Source organism: Pseudomonas sp. TE12234 (assembly GCF_054061835.1).
This window is the reverse complement of record NZ_JBSSEP010000002.1, coordinates 314,213-333,170: the sequence shown is the minus strand read 5'-3', so window position 1 is coordinate 333,170 and position 18,958 is coordinate 314,213. Positions and strand designations below refer to the sequence as shown.

At 59.8% G+C, this 18,958-nt stretch carries 18 protein-coding genes; 8 read left to right on the top strand and 10 right to left on the bottom strand.

Annotation, left to right across the window (positions count from 1 at the left end; all coding sequences use genetic code 11):
• Window positions 1-16: 16 nt before the first annotated feature.
• Together ACVWYU_RS05230 and ACVWYU_RS05225 are read right to left on the bottom strand one after the other, a co-directional pair.
• Window positions 17-388 (bottom strand): fe2+ zn2+ uptake regulation protein, encoded by a 372-nt coding sequence (locus tag ACVWYU_RS05230; protein ID WP_247255824.1) that lies wholly within the window; start codon window positions 386-388, stop codon window positions 17-19.
• 306 nt (window positions 389-694) lie between these two features.
• Entirely contained in the window at window positions 695-5,512 is a 4,818-nt protein-coding gene (locus ACVWYU_RS05225; RefSeq protein ID WP_457372119.1) for a hypothetical protein, read from the bottom strand.
• A gap of 242 nt (window positions 5,513-5,754) precedes the next feature.
• Here ACVWYU_RS05225 and ACVWYU_RS05220 point away from each other — a divergent pair, with 242 nt between their 5' ends.
• Window positions 5,755-6,795, top strand: coding sequence for an Ldh family oxidoreductase (locus tag ACVWYU_RS05220; RefSeq protein ID WP_457372118.1), 1,041 nt, complete (start codon window positions 5,755-5,757; stop codon window positions 6,793-6,795).
• A 65-nt stretch (window positions 6,796-6,860) separates the two neighbouring features.
• Here ACVWYU_RS05220 and ACVWYU_RS05215 read toward each other — a convergent pair whose 3' ends face one another.
• Window positions 6,861-7,178 carry a DUF883 family protein gene (locus tag ACVWYU_RS05215; protein ID WP_090321126.1) on the bottom strand — a complete coding sequence of 106 codons (318 nt, stop codon included), beginning with the start codon at window positions 7,176-7,178 and terminating at the stop codon, window positions 6,861-6,863.
• Between the two features lie 164 nt (window positions 7,179-7,342).
• Here ACVWYU_RS05215 and ACVWYU_RS05210 point away from each other — a divergent pair, with 164 nt between their 5' ends.
• The gene (locus ACVWYU_RS05210; protein ID WP_047528516.1) at window positions 7,343-7,597 is read left to right on the top strand and encodes a hypothetical protein; all 255 of its coding nucleotides are present in this window, start codon (window positions 7,343-7,345) and stop codon (window positions 7,595-7,597) included.
• A 3-nt stretch (window positions 7,598-7,600) separates the two neighbouring features.
• Here ACVWYU_RS05210 and ACVWYU_RS05205 read toward each other — a convergent pair whose 3' ends face one another.
• Window positions 7,601-8,509 (bottom strand): LysR family transcriptional regulator, encoded by a 909-nt coding sequence (locus tag ACVWYU_RS05205; RefSeq protein ID WP_457372117.1) that lies wholly within the window; start codon window positions 8,507-8,509, stop codon window positions 7,601-7,603.
• An 84-nt stretch (window positions 8,510-8,593) separates the two neighbouring features.
• Between ACVWYU_RS05205 and ACVWYU_RS05200 the strand changes: the two genes are divergently transcribed.
• On the top strand, window positions 8,594-9,517 hold the full coding sequence (locus ACVWYU_RS05200) for a carbon-nitrogen hydrolase family protein (RefSeq protein WP_457372116.1): 924 nt from the start codon (window positions 8,594-8,596) through the stop codon (window positions 9,515-9,517).
• Between the two features lie 145 nt (window positions 9,518-9,662).
• Here the strand turns inward: ACVWYU_RS05200 and ACVWYU_RS05195 are convergent, their stop codons facing one another.
• From ACVWYU_RS05195 to ACVWYU_RS05180, 4 genes are all read right to left on the bottom strand, one after another.
• Entirely contained in the window at window positions 9,663-10,208 is a 546-nt protein-coding gene (locus ACVWYU_RS05195) for a GNAT family N-acetyltransferase (RefSeq protein WP_457372115.1), read from the bottom strand.
• 27 nt (window positions 10,209-10,235) lie between these two features.
• Complete coding sequence (locus ACVWYU_RS05190) at window positions 10,236-10,709, bottom strand: LEA type 2 family protein (protein WP_247255829.1); 474 nt, start codon at window positions 10,707-10,709, stop codon at window positions 10,236-10,238.
• 59 nt (window positions 10,710-10,768) lie between these two features.
• Entirely contained in the window at window positions 10,769-12,241 is a 1,473-nt protein-coding gene (locus tag ACVWYU_RS05185) for a nucleobase:cation symporter-2 family protein (protein ID WP_457372114.1), read from the bottom strand.
• A 219-nt stretch (window positions 12,242-12,460) separates the two neighbouring features.
• Window positions 12,461-13,354, bottom strand: coding sequence for a LysR family transcriptional regulator (locus ACVWYU_RS05180; protein WP_457372113.1), 894 nt, complete (start codon window positions 13,352-13,354; stop codon window positions 12,461-12,463).
• Between the two features lie 101 nt (window positions 13,355-13,455).
• Between ACVWYU_RS05180 and ACVWYU_RS05175 the strand changes: the two genes are divergently transcribed.
• The 5 genes from ACVWYU_RS05175 (at window position 13,456) to ACVWYU_RS05155 (ending at window position 18,029) form a co-directional block, all read left to right on the top strand.
• Window positions 13,456-14,547, top strand: a complete 1,092-nt coding sequence (locus ACVWYU_RS05175; RefSeq protein WP_457372112.1) for a polyamine ABC transporter substrate-binding protein — start codon at window positions 13,456-13,458, stop codon at window positions 14,545-14,547.
• A 13-nt stretch (window positions 14,548-14,560) separates the two neighbouring features.
• Window positions 14,561-15,520 carry an agmatinase gene (gene speB, locus ACVWYU_RS05170; protein ID WP_457372111.1) on the top strand — a complete coding sequence of 320 codons (960 nt, stop codon included), beginning with the start codon at window positions 14,561-14,563 and terminating at the stop codon, window positions 15,518-15,520.
• Between the two features lie 198 nt (window positions 15,521-15,718).
• Window positions 15,719-16,837, top strand: a complete 1,119-nt coding sequence (zapE, locus tag ACVWYU_RS05165; protein ID WP_457372110.1) for a cell division protein ZapE — start codon at window positions 15,719-15,721, stop codon at window positions 16,835-16,837.
• Between the two features lie 18 nt (window positions 16,838-16,855).
• A complete protein-coding gene (locus tag ACVWYU_RS05160; RefSeq protein ID WP_457372109.1) occupies window positions 16,856-17,437 on the top strand; it encodes a DinB family protein in 582 nt (193 codons plus the stop codon).
• A 100-nt stretch (window positions 17,438-17,537) separates the two neighbouring features.
• Window positions 17,538-18,029: a GNAT family N-acetyltransferase gene (locus ACVWYU_RS05155; protein WP_247255834.1), complete on the top strand. Its 492-nt coding sequence runs from the start codon at window positions 17,538-17,540 to the stop codon at window positions 18,027-18,029.
• Window positions 18,030-18,123: 94 nt separating this feature from the next.
• Here ACVWYU_RS05155 and ACVWYU_RS05150 read toward each other — a convergent pair whose 3' ends face one another.
• Both ACVWYU_RS05150 and ACVWYU_RS05145 read right to left on the bottom strand, forming a co-directional pair.
• Complete coding sequence (locus ACVWYU_RS05150) at window positions 18,124-18,339, bottom strand: hypothetical protein (protein ID WP_090321160.1); 216 nt, start codon at window positions 18,337-18,339, stop codon at window positions 18,124-18,126.
• 304 nt (window positions 18,340-18,643) lie between these two features.
• Window positions 18,644-18,820: a DUF6026 family protein gene (locus tag ACVWYU_RS05145; RefSeq protein ID WP_247255836.1), complete on the bottom strand. Its 177-nt coding sequence runs from the start codon at window positions 18,818-18,820 to the stop codon at window positions 18,644-18,646.
• Between the last annotated feature and the right edge of the window lie 138 nt (window positions 18,821-18,958).

Genomic DNA, 18,958 nt, shown 5'->3' with positions numbered 1-18,958 from the left:
ACGGCTCAGGGTTTGTTCATGCCTGGTGCAGGACAGCGGCGGCCTTCGGGTGCAGGCTGTAGCTTTTGTCCGGATTGAGGACTAGCACGCCTTCACTGCACAGGCGTTTGAGCACTTCGCGCACACTCAGGAAGGACAGTGGTATATCCAGCTCCAGCAATTGAGTGTGCACGCCACGCACGCCCAGGCTGCGGTCGTGTTTGGCGGCCGTCAGCAAGGCGTCGATGACTTTCAGGCGGATCAGACTGGTGCGCAGGCCGAAACTCTTGAGCAGCACCCGAATCCGCTCATTGCCATGGCGCTCGGCTGGCGGGTCGAAGGCATCGCTTCCGAGGGCGTTGCCGATTGGCGCATTGCTACCGTCCGATGGCAGTTGCGAGTTGTACATGGCAAAACTCCTGTTGCGAGCCTCATCAGGAAAAAAGTTGTGCGCTCGTACCTGACTGGACGTATGAGCCACGCAAATCATGAGGCCTCTAATGTAGAAATTTCGTCGTCATTGCGTCAGCAACCTGTGAGCCCCACAGCATCTCCTGCCAGCGCACGCAATTTTGTCGTTTGTTTCGTCCCTGAATGGATGCGCCGTGCATGACCGGATTCAGACAATCGAGCAGGATCAAACGGCATTGAATCGGGCCATCATTACTGGGGAAAACCGATGCGCAGCCCCCGAAGCTGCGCATGTTCGTGTCGGTCAGGCTTGTGAGGCCGATGTGTCGGGCAACGGGTCCAGCTGTCGGCCCATCTCGCAAATCAGGAATGCGATCGAATCGGCATTGCGCAAGATGATGTCAATCCTCTTGTCCGGGTTGTGTGGGTCGAGAAAGGCTTCGCGCGCCGCTTCCATTGTCTGGGTGCCGGCGATTTTGAGGATGGCCTTGCCCACGTGATTCAAGCCGGGAATTTCATCCAGGTCTTCCCATGCCTGATCGTCGTTATTCCAGCGGGCGAACAGTTCTTCCCGGGGCGTCCCGAGCGATAGCGCTTCTCGCTGAAAAACCTCCTGAATCTGCTTGATCGCACGTCCATACTGGGTAATGGGCGACACCAGGTCACTGAACGGCCGTCTCGCCTCCAGCGTCGCAATATCCAGGGCGCTTGCAAACAAATGCGCGAACTCATGGATCAGTGTGGCGGCCTGACTGTGTTCGTCGACATTGAAGGGCTCGGTCAAACAGGACTTGTACCAGTCCAGTTGCTGATCGAAGAATCTTTCAGTGAAATGCACGTTTTTCCGCGCATCCTGCTCCACGACGAAAGCGATCAGGTTGGCGTGTTGGTACTTGTTCGAGCCTACGATAAAACGTTCGCTGTTCAGCAAATCTTCTTCGGGATCCACCAGCGCCGTGCAAATGGGGACGATGCTCTGTTTGATTTTGTCGAGCAGACCGTGATCGACGCTGCGAACATCAAAGAAATGTTTGAGGAACGTATCCAGTCGAGTGCCGGGGATCAAGCGCCTTAGGTGCGCCAGATTATGCAGGCTGTTGAAGGCGTAATAGCGTGCCATATCGATGGCCTGCACGATCATCCGGGCCTTTTCGGGATGGTGGGTACGTATGTCTTCCATGCCCCGCGCTTCGATGTTCAATACCCGCCTGACCTCATGGTTGGTCGCGTATCGATTGTGCATTTTCGACAGGGCTTTGCCGTAGTGCACGGTATGCAGGTCCGGGTCGACCACCAGTTGCCGTGTCGGCGATTGCCGCAGCGACGGGCCGCTCTGTTGATCGTTCAGTATCTGCCAGACTGCGGCCGGTTTGGCAACGCGGTACACCTTGCCGGCAATGGGCGCGTAGCTGTTTTTACTGATCGGATCGAAGTAGGTGCCATCGTCCTCACTCTTGGTGAAATGCTGCAAGGCCACGGTGGGCGCTTCGAAGGCCTGCAATGACGTACGCGACGTCGCCGTTGGCCGGGTGTCTGTCCATTGCGGGTCGGTCACCGGAGGGATCACCGGTGCCGTTTCGGTGGTCGCCTGTTCGGTAAGGGCTGAAGTTTCCAGTGATAGCCGCCCCAGGGAAACCATTTGTACGGTACCGGCAATGAAGGCCTGCAACGCCCTTTGCCAATGATGGTCCTGCAGTGCTTCGGCGGAGGCCTCGAAGTCTTTGAAGCTTTGCCACAGAAACGTCACGCAGGCGAGTTTGCCCGGCAACAGGCCAATGATCAGTTTGACGCCAGTGCTGAACAGGTTCTTTATCGCCTCCCAGTCCGATTGGCCGCTGATCTCGGACTGGCTGCCGAGCATCCGTGACAACAGGCTGATGTTGTCGCCGTACATCTGGCTGAGGAAGTTGCCGGTCAGGGGGGACGAGGCGAGGGTGATTTCGCTCCGTTGTCCGACGGTGGACTTGAACAGGTTGCTGAACACCGTGCGCTGAGTTTCCGGCAAACGGCGAATCAACAGATCCTGCAGGGGGCCCGGTTGATTGAACGCAGCGACAACGCCGGCTTCGTTCTCGAACTCGCTGAAAGCCGTCGTGGGGTGGTAAGGCGCATACAGGACATGTGGCCCCGGCTTTCCGGCGCCGGGACCGATCAGGTAAAGGCCCAGGGCTTTCACGGCGTCAGCCCCCGGCGTCTTGATAAGCTCCAGCGGCCGGACGATGGCGTGCGCCCCTTGCACGGCCGCCCGGGCGATTGCGTCTGGCATGTCCACGACTTGAGCGATCAAGTCGAAGGCACCGGAAGACAAGCGTTGCTGCAGTTTCAAGGCATGGGCGTGTTGCAACAGCTGCCACGGCAGCTGTTGGATAAAACGCAGCTTACGACTGTCTGCATCGGCGCCGGTCAATGCGTCGCTCACCAACCGGGCGTAGTCGCGCTGGAGGTCCAGTGACTGAAGAAGTTGCTGGATGGCGGCCTGGTCGAGACGGTCTGGCAGGGGCTGGCTGGTCGCTGAGGCGAGCTTGAATCCGGTGCCTTGAGCGATGTTGATGTGGTTCAGGGCAAACTCGGTCAGGGGGCGAGACGGCCCGGCCAGGGCCAGGTTGGGGGTTATTTTTATTTCGTCAGGGTCCAGCGGCGATTGGGGGAACCGGCTGGCGAGCAAGGCTTTCAGACGGGCATGCACGTAGGACGAGAGGGGCTGGATCCCGTGCAGGTAGTCTTTATCGTCAGTGACGCTGTTGCGATATTGCTCCAGCAACTCCAGATGCAATTGCTGCTCTTCCAGTGGTGCCTTGCAGAGCCAGGCCGGCAAGGTCTGCTGCAGGGCGAGACTCTTGGCGATCAGCGTGGCCCGCTGCAAATTGGTGTCGATGACGGTGTTCGCAAGGTTCTTCAGGGCTTTGCGCTTTTTGTCTTCGCCCAGGTCCTGCGTGCGGATGTGCTCGCAGGCCGACAGAAAGTGATCAATGGCCGTTTGCGAGAGGTGCTGCAGGACGCTGCCCTCGATCAATCGCAGGGAATTGAGCGAATAACGGCCATGGACTGAACGCTGGGCGACCGTGAGGTTTTCCAGCAGGGCCAGGCGCTTGCGGGGGTCGAGCAGGCGCAGGGTCAATGCCTGTTTTACGCTATCGACTGAAGCGAAGACTTCCAGCCCTGCCGCTGGCGTCCACAGAATGGCCCGGCCCGAGTGCTGGTTATCGAGCCCGCCACGCTCGGTGAGCACGACGCAGTTGGGCAGCGGCAGTACGTCATGCTGGCCGGAGCACGCAAGGACCAATGAGTAAGCATCAGGCCGAAAACCATTGAGTGCGTGGCGACTCTTGCGGTCCGGTTGATCCGGGTTGAGCACGGTATCGACTATCGCTTGTTCGACGCCTCGCAGGGTGGCTTGCAGTACGCGCAGGTTGGCTTCCCCGCGTATCCCGACGGATAGGGCGTGGGCCAGTCGGGGCTTCATGTCCGCCAGATAGACCCGTTGCAGCGCCAACGAAGTAAGCGGTTGAGCGGCGAAGTCGGCGCGGATCAGCGCTTCAACATCATTGAAGGTTTTGATGTGCTGGGCGGCGGTGTCTGCCCGCACGATTGAGTGCTGTTGCTTGCCCGCCAACACTGGTCGGGTACTCCAGCGCCCATGGGCGTCGAGCGTCAGCAAGCGCTCACTGAGCATCGAGCGTATATCCAGTGCCTTGTCGAACAGCGCGTGGATGTCCACGTTGCCATCACTGTGACGGTAGACCTGCAGGGCGTATTCCATGTTTTGCAGTTGTTTGCTGATGATCGCTTCGAACAGGGTGTTGAATATCGAACCGTTAATCACCTCCCCGGAGACCTGCGGTTTGTGGAAGCCGAGGAAGCGGTTGCGCTCCTCCAGCGTGAGCAGACCATAGAGTTCGTCCTCGTGACCGGTCGCGCTGAATTTGCTCAGCAACGTGGCCTTGAGGTCCAGGTAGTCCTTCAAGACCTGGAGCCCCTGAGTCGGGGTGTAGAGGTAGGCATTGGCATGGCTGATCATCAACGAGCCCGCCAGTTCGACATAATGCGCCGGGTGTTCCCACAGGCGCACGGTCTCCAGTGTCGGGCGTCTGACCGTGGTTTCCGTTGGCTCAATCATGCCGTGCAAGGCCTGGAACTGTTCCGGGCTGATGATCCCGGCTTCGCGTTTGAGCAGTAACTCTGCGCGTGCCTGCTCACGGATCGCGCGACTGAAAAAACTGCGGCGCGATCCGCCATCTACCGCGGCAGCGCCCCAATACCGCTCCAGAAGCCTGGCAAGCAGGTCATTTAGTTTGCTTGACGCTGCATTTACAGCGCTTTCCCAATGTTGCTGGTCAGTACTGGCCGAAGTCCTGTCCGGATGGGCAAACTCATGAAATTCGCCGCTGGGCCAGCGTTGATGGCGGTAATAACGCAATACTGCGTCACTCAGAGAGAGCGAGCTGCGCCAGCGTCGAACCGGTTCCTGGCCAGGGTTTTCCGGCGCTGTCTCGGCGTAGAAATTGACCCGGGTCCGGCTTTGATCCAGGCCCGGAAACGCCGACTGCAGCAACTCATCAAGCACCGTATTGAGCAACGAGGCCAGGGTCGGCAACATGAGCAGTTCGTCGAGCATGGCCTGATCATTGAGTTGTTGTTGGTGGGCAATGGTGGTGCGCTGTTGCTCGAACACGTCGCCCTCGATGACCTGGAATGTCACCTGAAGCTTGTCACGGGCGCTCAGGGCTTTGCGATCTGCCAACGACATCAGCGCCAGCAACCGACTGTCCTCGACGGCACTGTTGAGGCGCTGTTCAAGTTGGCTTTTAAGCGTGTCGAGGTTGTCGAACTTCCTGATGCCATCGTACGGGTTGTAAAGAATCAAACCGTTGTCATCCGGCGTCAGGCTCAAGACAAAACTGCCGATCAGGGGCGTGTACCCGGACCCCTCCGCGTGGATCAGGATGCTGTGCGCGAGCATGGGCGGCGTTTGTTGCCTGCGCAGTGCCTGGCTGGCCAGTTCCACGTGGCCGAGCCATTCGAATTCCTTGCGTGAAAGCCGGTGGACTTTGCCCAGGTCGTTCCAGAGTCCAGGGGACTGCAGGGCCTCGGGGAAAAAAAGCGGAGTGGGGGAAGTTGGCATCGTCGAGTCTCATGCGCGGCGCCGATGAGTGCGCCTGTTGATAGAGTCTCAAGCCTAAAAAACCTTGAACGGACAAAGGTGGTAGATAGTTACTGCCTGCCGGACTTGAGTTTGTGACACCTCGATAACGCCCCTTTAATGCATCGGCCCCATCTAAAAGTTGACAGGTCGCTCGCCCCGAGTTGTTAATCGGCGGTCTACCTACGCTGTTGCCCCCTCCAATAATTAGTCTGGAGCTTCAGATGTCTGCGCCACACGATCAAGTGTCTACTGTTGTCTCGCAAAACCTGTCCTTCGACGAACTGACAGCCTTGCTTGAGAAGATATTCCAGCGTCATGGCACCTCGGCCGAAGTTGCCCGGGTGCTTGCTGCAAACTGCGCCGGCGCCGAACGCGACGGGGCGCACAGTCACGGGGTGTTCCGGATGCCGGGATACGTCTCGACGCTGCAAAGCGGTTGGGTCAACGGTCAGGCCGTTCCGGTGGTCGAGGATGTGGCTTCGGGGTTTGTCCGGGTCGACGCCGGCAACGGGTTTGCGCAACCGGCCCTCGCCGCCGCACGGGCCCTGCTGGTGGAAAAGGCCCGCAGTGCCGGCATCGCGGTCCTGGCGATCCGCAATTCCCATCATTTCGCGGCTCTGTGGCCGGACGTCGAGCCGTTTGCCTATGAAGGGCTGGTGGCGCTCAGCGTGGTCAACAGCATGACTTGCGTGGTGCCGCATGGTGCCGACCGGCCGCTGTTTGGCACCAATCCGATTGCCTTCGCCGCGCCGCGGGCCGACGGTGATCCGATTGTCTTTGACTTGGCGACCAGCGCCATTGCCCATGGCGACGTGCAGATTGCTGCGCGCAAGGGTGAGCGTTTGCCTCCCGGCATGGGCGTAGACAGTCTCGGTCAGCCGACCCAGGACCCGAAAGCGATCCTCGAAGGCGGTGCCTTGTTGCCGTTCGGCGGGCACAAGGGCTCGGCGCTGTCGATGATGGTGGAGTTGCTGGCGGCGGCGTTGACCGGAGGCAATTTCTCCTTCGAGTTCGACTGGAAAAACCATCCGGGCGCCAAGACCCCATGGACCGGACAATTGCTGATCGTGATCGATCCATCCAAGGCCGCGGGGCAGAGCTTCGCCGAGCGCAGCCAGGAGCTGGTACGGCAGATGCACGGTGTGGGTCTTAAGCGCTTGCCGGGTGATCGGCGTCATCATCAACGCGCGAAATCCGCAACGGCGGGCATTGCCCTGGATGACCAGACGTTGGCGAATTTGCGGGAGTTGGCTGGAATTTGATGAACGTGTGAACACCACCACACCTGTGGGAGCAAGCTCCCACAGGGCGTTGGATTTACGTGTGTTCAGCGGCGTGCCAGCAACAACCCGACCACCAGGCCAAATCCGGCAGAAACCGCAACGGTTTGCCATGGATGGCCGCCGATGTAGGTCTCGGTGGCGTCGACCGCAGGTTTCGCCCGATCACGCACGCTGGTCACTGAATCCCGGGCCTGCTGGAGTTTCTGGGCAATCTGCCCGCGAAGCGTCTCGGCTTCCTCACCGACCAGTGAGGCGCTGCTTTTGAGCAATTTTTCCGATTCTTCGATCAGGGCTGAAAGTTCGCTGAATGCTTGATCCTTGATTTGATCTTCGGCGGCTTGTGCGGCGGTTTTCCGGGCCATTGAAGGACTCCTTGCAGGTAAGTGGACAGTGAACAATGGAGTGCGCCGCGATTGAAAAAGTTGCAGCGATTTTTCGCTCAGATTCAATCCGGAAGAAAATCCAGCGCAGGACGTTTCGTCCTACAGTGTAAGATGTTGCCTATTTTACGCAGCAGGAAATTCCCATGAGCTTCAATCTGGCCGACAAACCCCTTGCCGAGCGCGCTGCGCTTGAAGATGAGAAATCCCGTCTGTTCGAACTCTGGCAAACCAACCTGGGCAAAGCCAAGGGTGAAGCCGCACGGCTGTTTGGCGAACGTGCCAAGCGCAAAGGCAAATGGGCCGAGTGGGTCCGTGCCGAGCTGGACGGCATGTCGCCGCCGGAGTTTTCGAACATGGTGCGCAGCGAAGTCAATCGCCTGATGGCAGCCAACAAGTAACGCTTAGGCAAAACTGGCTACGATCGCTTCACGTACTTTCAACACCACCGGATCGAGCCGGGTGCTGGTACGCCAGCCCAGCTCGATCGGGTAACGGGGCAATATCAAAGGGCAGGGCAGCAGCGCCAGGCCCGTGAGCGCCGCGATGCTTCGCGCGGCGTGGGCCGGAATGGTCGCCACCGCCTGACTGCCCTTGAGCAGGTGCGGCAACGCCGCAAAATGCGTGGTCGAGGCGCAGACCCGCCGGCTCAAGCCGACCGCCGCCAAGCCTTCGTCGGTGATCCCGATGAATCCACCCGACGACACCAGAATGTGTTCGCGGGCCACAAACGCCTCAAGACTGATGTGCTGCTGTCCCTCGGCCAGGCTGAGCGGATCAACCAGACACGCGTAATGTCCCTCGCCCAGCACTTGGCGACTGAGCAGACGTTCGGCAAAACCGCCGGCGGTAATCGCCAGGTCGATGCTGCGTTCCATCAGGGCTTGCGCGACGATCTGGCTGTGGGTTTGGCAAAAGATCAGTCGTAACTTTGGCGCGCGTCGGGCAATTTCTTCGATCAAGCGGCGACCGTACGCAATCTCGAAATCGTCGGACATGCCCACCGTCACCGAGCGCCCGTCGTAATGGTTGGCGGTGGGGTCAAGCATTGCCAGGCTTTGTCGGCATTTGTGGAGCGCATCGCTGACCACCGGCTTCAACTGATTGGCCGCCAGCGTAGGGGCAAGGCCGCGGCCGGTGCGCACGAACAACTGATCGCCATACACCTCGCGCAACCGCCGCAACGCGGCACTGACCGCCGATTGCGTCACCCCCAGGCGCAGGGCGGCGCGGCTGGCGCTGGCCTCCTCGTGCAGGGCTTCGAAGACTTTGAGTAGGTTGAGATCGATGTCGATGATATTCATTTGGTTCATATCATTTAGCAGTAAGTGGGGCTTTATTCATGATTGCGTCAGGCTGGAGAATCAGCAACACCTGATGTGAATGGAGTGACCGCGATGCCCAAATCAATCGTTGCTGCCCTGCAGATCGGCGCCTTGCCCGGCGGCAAAGCCGAGACCCTGGAACAGATCCTGTCGTATGAAAACGCAATCATCGAATCCACTGCCGCGCTGGTGGTGATGCCAGAAGCCTTGCTGGGCGGTTATCCGAAAGGTGAGGGCTTTGGCACGCAATTGGGCTACCGATTGCCCGAGGGCCGCGAAGCGTTCGCCCGCTATTTCGCCAACTCAATCGATGTACCCGGAGCGGAAACGGACGCGCTGGCCGGATTGTCGGCGCGTACCAACGCCAATCTGGTCATCGGCGTGATCGAGCGTGCCGGCAGCACCTTGTATTGCACCGCGCTGTATTTCGACCCGCAGGCCGGGCTGGTCGCCAAGCACCGCAAACTGATGCCCACCGGCACCGAGCGCCTGATCTGGGGCAAGGGCGACGGTTCGACCCTGCCAGTGATCGACAGCCAGGTCGGGCGGATTGGGGCGGTGGTGTGCTGGGAAAACATGATGCCGCTGCTGCGCACCGCGATGTACGCCAAAGGCATCGAAGTGTGGTGCGCGCCGACCGTGGATGAGCGGGAGATGTGGCAGGTCAGCATGCGCCATATCGCCCATGAGGGGCGCTGCTTTGTGGTCAGCGCTTGTCAGGTCCAGGATTCGCCGCAAGCCCTGGGCGTGGAAGTGGCCAATTGGCCGGCGCAGCGGCCGCTGATTGCCGGCGGCAGTGTGATCGTCGGGCCCATGGGCGACGTTCTGGCCGGGCCGTTACGTGACGGACCAGGCTTGCTCACGGCTGAAATCGACACCGATGATTTGATCCGCGCCCGTTACGACTATGACGTAGTGGGCCACTATGCACGCCCGGATGTGTTCGAGTTGACGGTGGATGAACGGGCCAGGCCCGGCGTGAAGTTCAGCGCATGACGCCTGAAGGAGCGAGACTGCTCGCGATCACGGAGGCACATCCAACACATTTGTTGACTGTTCCAACGCTATCGCGAGCAAGCTAGCTCCTGCAGTTGATTTGTGGTTTCCAAGTGTCGGCGTTCTTCCCTTTTGAAATGATGAGTCAGCGCTGCTGGAGCCACTCTTCGCGGGTGATTTCCCAGACTTCTTTCGGAAATCTTCCCCCCACAAAGTCGCCTTCCTCGGTGTGGATCAGGCGCATGCCGGTACGCTCGGAAAGTTTGCGTGAGCCAATGTTCGGCGCCGCTTTGGGCACGCGCAACACGTCACGATCCAGGGTTTCAAACCAATATCGGGTGACCGCCTCACTCGCTTCGGTCATTAAACCCTGACCTTGCCATTGCGGGCCAAGCCAGAATCCGCGGTTGTTGTCCTGTTCATTCATCAGGCTGATATTGCCGATCAATTGCCCGGGTGCCGACTTTAAGCGGATCGACCAATGCCATTCCTCGCCACGGGCGATCGCAGGCAGGGCATTGTCTCGCAAGTACGTGAGCGCTCCATCGCAGGGATAGGGCCAGGGCACCAAGACGTTCAGGTAACGCACCACTTCCCAGTGCGGGAATTGTTGCTGGATGGCTTCGGCATCGGCCAGTTCCAGCGGGCGCAGGATCAGACGCTGGGTGTAAAGCGTGGGGGTGGGTTCCATGTTCTTTATCGCTCCTTGAAATCATACTTAGCGGCTGCCGGTCATCGGCCCTGGCAGGCTGAGTTTGCCACTGTCCACGAAGCGTGTGGTACCGAACAGGCCTCCGGCCAACTTGCCGCGCAGCACGTAGGGCAGATTGTTCAGGGATTGCATTTGGCTCAACCCAATGGTCTGGCGCAACACCGAGAAGGCCGACACGCTGACCGGCACGGTCAACACGGTTTCGGAATAGCGTGAAATTGAACCGGACTGATCGCTGACCCCGGAGGCAAAGGGCTGACCGTTGATTTCCAGGTCCAGTGCCACGCCGTTGTAGTTGATGTTGGTGTCATTGGGGTTCTGCACGCGAATTTTCACGGCGAACCGGACTTCCATGTCCTGGCTTTGCAGCGGCTCAATACCGACGATATTGACATTCAACGGATCGCTGTTGGGGAACGAGGTACAGGCGCTCAGGCAGAGCAGCAAGAGGGAAACGAGGACTGCGTGGACACTGCGCATTGAGGTGCTCTCGACGAGAAAAGGACTGAACCACCCATGGCTCAGCCCTTGAGCGCAATCTAGCGGTTCAACTGTGCGACACCCGCAGGCGTTACGGGTTCACCCTGGGCCGGCATTTCGGGGTTCTGCATCACTTGCAGGACCGAGGCCTCGGGGTCGAACTCGTCCTCTTCCAGCTCGATGAATTCTTCAGGCAGGAAGATATTCAAAACGATAGCGCACAGCGCGCCGACGGTGATGGGCGATTCAAAAATGTTGTGCAGGGCCAAGGGCAGTTCACGCAGGACTTCTGGCACTGCCGCCACGCCCAGGCCCATGCCCAGGGAAATCGCCACGATCAGCATGTTGCGCCGATGCAGTCCCGCTTCGGCGAGGATCTTGATCCCGGCCACCGCGACGGTGCCGAACATCACCAGCTCAGCGCCGCCGAGCACCGGTTTGGGCATCAATTGCAGTACCGCGCCAATCATCGGGAACAACCCCAGCAGCACCAACAGGCCGGCAATGAAAAACGCTACGTAACGGCTGGCCACGCCCGTGAGCTGAATGACGCCGTTGTTCTGTGCGAAGGTCACCATCGGCATGCTGTTGAACACCGCGGCCATGGCCGAATTGAGGCCGTCGGCCAGCAACCCTGACTTGATTCGGCGGATGTACACCGGGCCTTTGACCGGCTGCCGGGAAATCATCGAGTTGGCCGTCAAGTCACCGGCCGCTTCCAGTGGCGACACCAGGAAAATCACGGCCACCGGCACGAACGCCACCCAATCGAAGGAAAACCCGTATTTGAACGGCACCGGCACGCTCATCAGCGGCACGGCCGGCAGGGTGGCGAAGTCGACATGGCCCATCAGCCAGGCAACCCCGTAACCCAGGGTCAGGCCGATGACAATGGCGCCCAGACGCAGGAACGGCACATCGACCCGGTTCAGCGCCACGATCGTCCCCAGCACCAGCCCGGCCAGGCCCAGGTGGCTGGCAGCACCCAGGTCGCTGGCGCCGAATCCGCCGGCGATGTCGGTCATGGCGACCTTGATCAGCGACAGCCCCATGAGCGTGATGATCGTGCCGGTGACCACCGGGGTGATCAGCATGCGCAATTTGCCGATGAACTGGCTCAACACCACCTCAATGAATGCGGCGAAAAAGCACACGCCGAAAATCGTCGAGAGGATTTCATCGGTGCCGCCGCCCCGGGCCTTGACCATGAAACCGGCGCTGAGAATGACGCTGATGAACGAAAAACTGGTGCCTTGCAGGCACAGCAAGCCGGAACCCACCGGACCGAAACGCCGCGCCTGAACGAAGGTGCCCAGGCCCGAGACAAACAGGGCCATGCTGATCAGGTAAGGGATTTCGCTGTGCAGGCCCAGGGCGCTGCCCATGATCAGTGTCGGGGTGATGATGCCGACGAAACTGGCGAGCACATGTTGCAGGGCGGCGAAGACGGTGGCGGTCAGATGCGGGCGATCGTTGAGGCCATAGATCAGGTCGTTGTGACGCGGGGCAGGGGGTTTTTCAGAGACGGTCATGGGGCTTGTACGGGCCAGAAGGCGACCCGGGTCAGAAAATGGAGGCGCAGGATGCCAGAAAGACCATTTTGTGGCGAGCAAAGTCCCCGAAACCTCGGCCAACCTGTAGGAGCGAGCCTTGCTCGCGATGGACGTCAACGAAAACACGGGAAGTCAGGCACCCCGCGGTGTTCTGAAAACCATCGCGAGCAAGCTCGCTCCTACAGAGGGATTCGCTGTTCAGGCAAACGCCGCAAGCAAATCCTCTTCAAACGCCTTCTGCGCATCCCCCGGGATCTGGGCGCGATGGCGGGCCAAATGGAACGCTACATCGAAGCTCATGCCTTCACGGCGCACGACCCGCAGCAAGCCTTTGTCTTCCCAGCTTCGGGCGAAGTGGCTGGGCAGGTAGCCGACGTGCTTGCCGGACAGAATGAAGGCGAGGGTGCCTTCGACCTGCTCCGAGCGCGCCGAACACACTTTGCCCTGGAACGGCTCATCGCTGCGCAGGAAGCGGTAGGGGTGATCGACCCGGTCGCAGGCCTGCAATGCCTGATCGTCCGGCGCATCGTTGTCGAATAGCGGATGACCGGGGGCGCAATACAGGTGCTGGGTTTCGCTGAACAATTGGCGGTAATCGAAAGCGCTCTGTGCCTGGGAGAAATAGCCGATGGCCAGGTCCAGACGCTGTTGCAGCAACAAGCGCTCCATTTCGCCGGGCATCGCGCTGATCAACTCGATGCGCACTGATTCGTCTCGCTCACGGAAACGCCGGATCGCGCCGGCCACGTGTTGCAGTACCGATTGATCCAGGGCTTCGGACAGGCCCAGGCGCACCTCTCCGATCAATCTTCCGGCCACGCCGTTGGATTGATGGCGGAACGCTTCAATAGATTCGAACAAAGCCTTGGTGGCCGAGAGCAATTGTTCGCCCTTGGGGGTGATCCTGAATCCGCCCTTGCCACGACTGCACAGGCGATAGCCGAGTCGGGTTTCCAGTTTGGCCATTTGCTGGCTGATGCTGGACTGACTCAAGCCCAGTTCACCCTGGGCCGCACTGAAGCCACCACATTCCACCACGCTGACGAACAGGCGCAACAGGTGCAGGTCCAGATCGTGGAGTTGACCGAGCATCAAACATTATTCCTGGGTAATGTCAGGTTAACAAACTTGATATTTCACCAATGTATCCGACGACGCATCCTGCCGTCACTTCCTCTTGTCAGGTGTTCGTCATGGCTCCCAAGTTCAAGCTGTGTTTACCCGCGTTGCTCCTGGCCGTGGCCGCCTCGGCCCAGGCTGAAGACAAAGTCGTCAATCTCTACAGCTGGGCCGATTACGTTGCCCCGGAAACCCTGCAACGTTTCGAGCAGGAAACCGGCATTCATGTGCGCTACGACACCTTCGATGCACCGGAAGTGCTCGAGACCAAGTTGCTCACCGGTGGCAGCGGCTATGACGTGGTCGTGCCGTCGTCCAGCGTATTGGCGCGTGGCCTGGCGGCGGGCGCACTGAAAGCGATTCCCCATGAAGGCCTCAAGGGCTACGCGAATCTTGATTCGGACCTGCTGGAGAAGCTCGCCGCGGTCGATCCCGGCAATCAATATGGCGTGCCCTACACCTGGGGCACCCTGGGGCTGGGCATGAATGTCGAAGCGGTGCGCAAGCGCCTGCCGAACGTGCCGCTCAACAGCCTGGATTTGCTCTTCAAACCGGAATACGCCAGCCAGCTCAAGGACTGTGGCGTTGCGATCATCGATTCGCCGCAGGAAGTGATCGGCCTGGCCTTGCACTACCTGGGCAAAGACCCCTACAGCACCGACAAGAATGATCTGGATGCGGCGCAGGTGTTGTTGCATCAACTGCAGCCCTCGGTGCTGTATGTCGCCAGCGGGCGGCAGATCAACGATCTGGCCAACGGCAGCATTTGCCTGGCACTGGCTTACAACGGCGATGCGAGCATGGCCGCGGATCAGGCGCGCAAGGCCAACAAACCGTACGAAATCGCCTACCGGATTCCGAAGGAAGGCACCCTGGTCTGGCAAGACAATCTGGCGATCCCCAAGGATGCGCCACACCCCGAAGCCGCTCGCCAATTCATCGAGTTCATGCTTCGCCCAGAGTCCGTCGCCGCACTGACCAACACGCTGTTCTTCGCCACGGCCAACCAGGCGGCCACGCCGCTGGTGGATGAGGCCGTGCGCACCGATCCGGACATCTATCCGCCCGCCGACATTCGTGACCGCCTGTACGCCGACCGCAGTATGAGCCTCAAGGACATGCGCCAGCGCACTCGCGTGTGGACCGCTTTCCGTAGCCGCCAATAACAAGGAACCTTCAATGGACGTCCCAGCGCAGAACGACCAAGCCATCACCCGTGACAGCCTTTACGGCACTGCCGCCGAAAGTACCTACGCCGGAATCACCAGTTTCATGCGTCGTCGCTACAGCCGCGATTTACGCGGTGTCGACGTCGCGGTCAGCGGTGTGCCGTTCGACACGGCCACCAGTAACCGTCCCGGTGCACGCTTCGGACCGCGGGGCATCCGCGCCGCATCCACCGGCATCGCCTGGGAACGCCACTGGCCGTGGACGTTTGACCCGTTCGATCATCTGGCGGTCGTTGACTTTGGCGATTGCGACTTCGATTACGGATCGCCGCAGTCGACGCCCGAATGCATCGAAGCCCACGCCGAACACATCCTCAATGCCGGCAGTGCGATGCTGACCTTCGGCGGCGATCATTTCATCACCTACCCGCTGCTCAAGGCCCATGCCCGCAAGCATGGTGCGCTGTCGCTGATTCACTTCGACGCCCATAGCGACACCTGGCCGGACGAAGAGGGCAAGCGCATCGACCATGGCACCATGTTCTGGCACGCCGCCAAGGAGGGCCTGGTCGATCCTTCGCGTTCGGTGCAGATCGGCTTGCGCACCACCAACGACGATCACCAGGGCTTTGAAGTGCTGGATGCACGACAAGTGCATCGGCGTGGCGTGGACGCGATGGTCGAAGCCATCCGCGCACGGGTCGGCGATCACCCGGTGTACCTGACGTTCGACATCGACTGCCTCGACCCGGCCTTCGCTCCGGGTACCGGGACGCCAGTGTGTGGCGGCTTGAGCACGGTGCAGGCGCTGGAGATTCTCGGTGGTTTGCGCGGGATCAACCTGGTGGGCATGGACGTGGTGGAAGTGGCACCGGCCTATGACAGCGCCGACATCACCTCACTGGCGGCAGCGACCCTGGCGATGGAAATGCTGTGCTTGTATGCGGCGAGGCATAAGGTCGACCGGTAAAAACAACCCGGTATTTGGTCGCCTGCCCGAGTGATGGTATGTCGGGTGGGCCACCTGAAATACGTAGGAGCGAGCTAACTCGCGATGAAGGTGCCTCCGACCAGGCTGTCAGCGGCCTGCGTGGTGCTTTTTCCTCGATTGAGCATTCTCTCGGACATTTCACTGAAGACAACGCTGACGAGTGGCATACTGCTGCGCATGAATGTCGACTCCCCCCTCAGCGCCTGGCAACACGCCATCGAACAAAAGGGCTTCGTCCAGGACGAAGCTCAGGAACATGCCGTCTGGGCGTTGCAAAAGTGCCACGAAGCCTTGCATGAAGGCCGCAAGTCGATTTCCGGTGTGTACCTCTGGGGTCCGGTCGGGCGCGGTAAAACCTGGTTGATGGACCAGTTTTACCAACACCTGCGGGTACCGGCCCGGCGTCAGCACTTCCATCATTTCATGGGCTGGGTGCATCAGCGCTCGTTTCAACTGACCGGCACCGCCGACCCCTTGAAGGCACTGGCTCGGGAACTCGCCGAAGAGGTGCGGGTGCTGTGCTTCGACGAACTGTTCGTCAATGACATCGGTGACGCCATCATTCTCGGGCGCTTGTTCCAGGTCATGTTCGAGCAGGGCGTGGTGGTGGTCTGCACCTCCAACCTGCCACCCGACCAGTTGTACGCCGACGGCTTCAATCGCGACCGTTTCCTGCCCGCCATTGCGGCGATCAAGCAGCACATGCAGGTGATTGCCGTGGATGGCGGGGAAGACCATCGCCTGCATCCGGGCCAGGGCTTGCAGCGTTACTGGGTGAATACGCCCGGACAATCGAGTGCCCTGGGCGATGTGTTCAAGGCGTTGACCGTCGGTCAGGCGGTTTCCAGTGCGCCGGTCCAGGTCGGCTATCGCTCGCTCGATGTCGTGCAGGCCAGCCAGGGCGTGCTCTGGTGTCATTACGCCGACCTCTGTGAACAGCCTTTTGCCGCCATGGATTTCATGACCCTGTGTGACACCTACAGCGCTATCCTGTTGAGCGACGTACCCAACCTCAGTGCTCAAAAGCGCCAGGGGCGTATAGCCCGTGGTACCGAAGATGGAGTCGAGCGGGTGGTGGCCGGCGATCGCGAGTTGCCACAGTTGTCGGTGCATGATGACGGCGTACGGCGGTTCATTGCCCTGGTGGACGAGTGCTACGACCGCAAGGTGCCGCTGTACCTCGAAGCGCAGGTGCCCATGGACTCGCTCTACACCCAGGGCTATCTGGAATTCCCGTTCCGCCGCACCCTCAGTCGCCTGCAGGAGATGCAGCTGCAACGTTTCGCCGAGGCGTGAGAACCAGGAGGCGTGAAGATGAATCAACCGCTGTCACACCATTTGCTGACCATGGCCTACCAGAACGCCTGGGCCAATCATCGACTGGCCAAGGCCTGGAGTCAGTTGCATCAAGATGAGCTGGCGGCACCGCGCACCAGTTTCTTCCCCAGTCTCAGCGCGACCCTCAACCACATCCTGACTTGCGACTGGTTTTACCTGGATGCCCTCGAACGTGAGTTGCGCGGCGACGATCCGCACCCCGATTGCTACGTCTTTTTCAAGGACGACGAGCCTTACACCCAGGCCGTCGACCTCATGCGCGAGCAATCCCATGTGGATCGACGCTTGATTGCCTATTGCGAGCAAATGCGCGATGCCGATCTGGTCAGGGTCGTGACCATCGCCCGGGACACGCCGCAGCACGAGAGCCGCCTGCGCCTGTTGTCACACCTGTTCGAGCACCAGATCCACCATCGCGGCCAGGTTCACGCGATGCTCAGCGGCACCTCAGTCAAGCCGCCACAACTGGACGAGTTTTTCTGTGTCGGCGAATCGCATCTGCGGGCTGAGGATTTTGCCGAGTTGGGCTGGACCGAGGCTTTGATTTGGGGGCATTGAGCCAGCAAGCTTTTGATTTGCCGCGGCGCCCACGATATCGTCACCCGGCCTTCCAGGGCGAACAACGCGCTGGGGCTACTTCATGCAATCGAGGATGGAAATGGATTCCGCGGAAATACTAGTGTTGCAAGCCAGCTACACCAATCCGGTGCATGCCGAAGCCATCTGTCTGGTGTTGAACAGTTACGCCGAAGACCCGATGGGGGGAGGTCACTCCTTGCCTGCCGGCGTGCTGGAGCACTTGCCGGGTGAGCTGGCCAAGCGCCCTCATGCCTTCAGTGTGCTGGCCTTCGTCGGCGGCGAACCCGCCGGGCTGGTCAATTGCTTCGAAGGTTTCTCGACCTTCGCCTGTCGGCCGCTGGTCAATGTTCATGACGTGGCGGTCGTGCCGAAGTTTCGCGGATTGGGGCTGAGCCAGCGGATGTTGCAGAAGGTCGAAGAGATCGCCCGTCAACGCGGCTGCTGCAAAATCACCCTGGAGGTGCTGGAGGGTAATGCGGTGGCCCAGGCGTCCTACGGCAAGTTCGGCTTTGCCCCGGGTGAGTTCGACCCGGCGCACGGTCGGATGATGTTCTGGATCAAGGCGCTTTGATCAAGGCGCTGTGATCAAGACAAAAAAGGGGCGCCCATCAGGACGCCCAATGATCGACTCTGACTGCAGAGCAGGACAGTCAGAGGTGTAACAATCATTTCGGTCTGTAGGACTCGGTCATCTGCGCGGTTTGATCGTCGGGGACCCGCAATGGCGTCGTCTGACTTTGCGTGGCGTTACCCAACGCCAGTTGCTGGTTGTATCTCAGGGTTTCGTAGTAGTACCTCATGCGTTCGGCTCCACCTTCTGCAAATACGCAGGTGGAGCCGAGAGTCATCAGGACGGCGAGGGTCAACGTAATACGTTTCATGGTATGCCTCCTACTAACAGCGGTCGGATGCCATTCGTCCATGAATCAATGAATCGAAGTCGAATTTCGATTATCCGCCGATTCCATTAAAAGGGAATTAAAGGTGGTTGGAGTTTCCAGCCCAGGATCAGCGTTGCCTGTCATCGGGTCATGCCAGTCAATTGCCGGGCAGGAATAGAGAAGTGCTGCCCAATCGACGGAGCATCAACAAGCCAATCTGAAAAATGCGGGAGTCGCCATGGCCGGCGAAGGACTATTGCGCATCGGAAGCAGTGCGGGACTGCTTCCAGTTCAGGCGGGGGAATCAGGCGTGAGGGGCGCCCTGGGTAACGGACAAGGGCTGTTGGCCCTGGAGCAGCAAGCGCAGTTGCGCCAGTTCCTGTTTCAACTGATCGCGTTCGTCCTTCAACTGGCGCAATTCATCGCGACGGATAGTGACGTAAAGGGTTTGTGCTGGCAGTGCGGTCTGTACGGTGCCCATTGCTCACCTCGCAAATGGCGTGTCTCAACTGTAGATCCGCCCAAATCGGCGGTTGATCTACTATCGGCGCCGATTTTGATTTCTTTTTCCTTTGAAGGGAACTTTTTTATTTTTCATGGTCGTTGTGTCTTCGACACG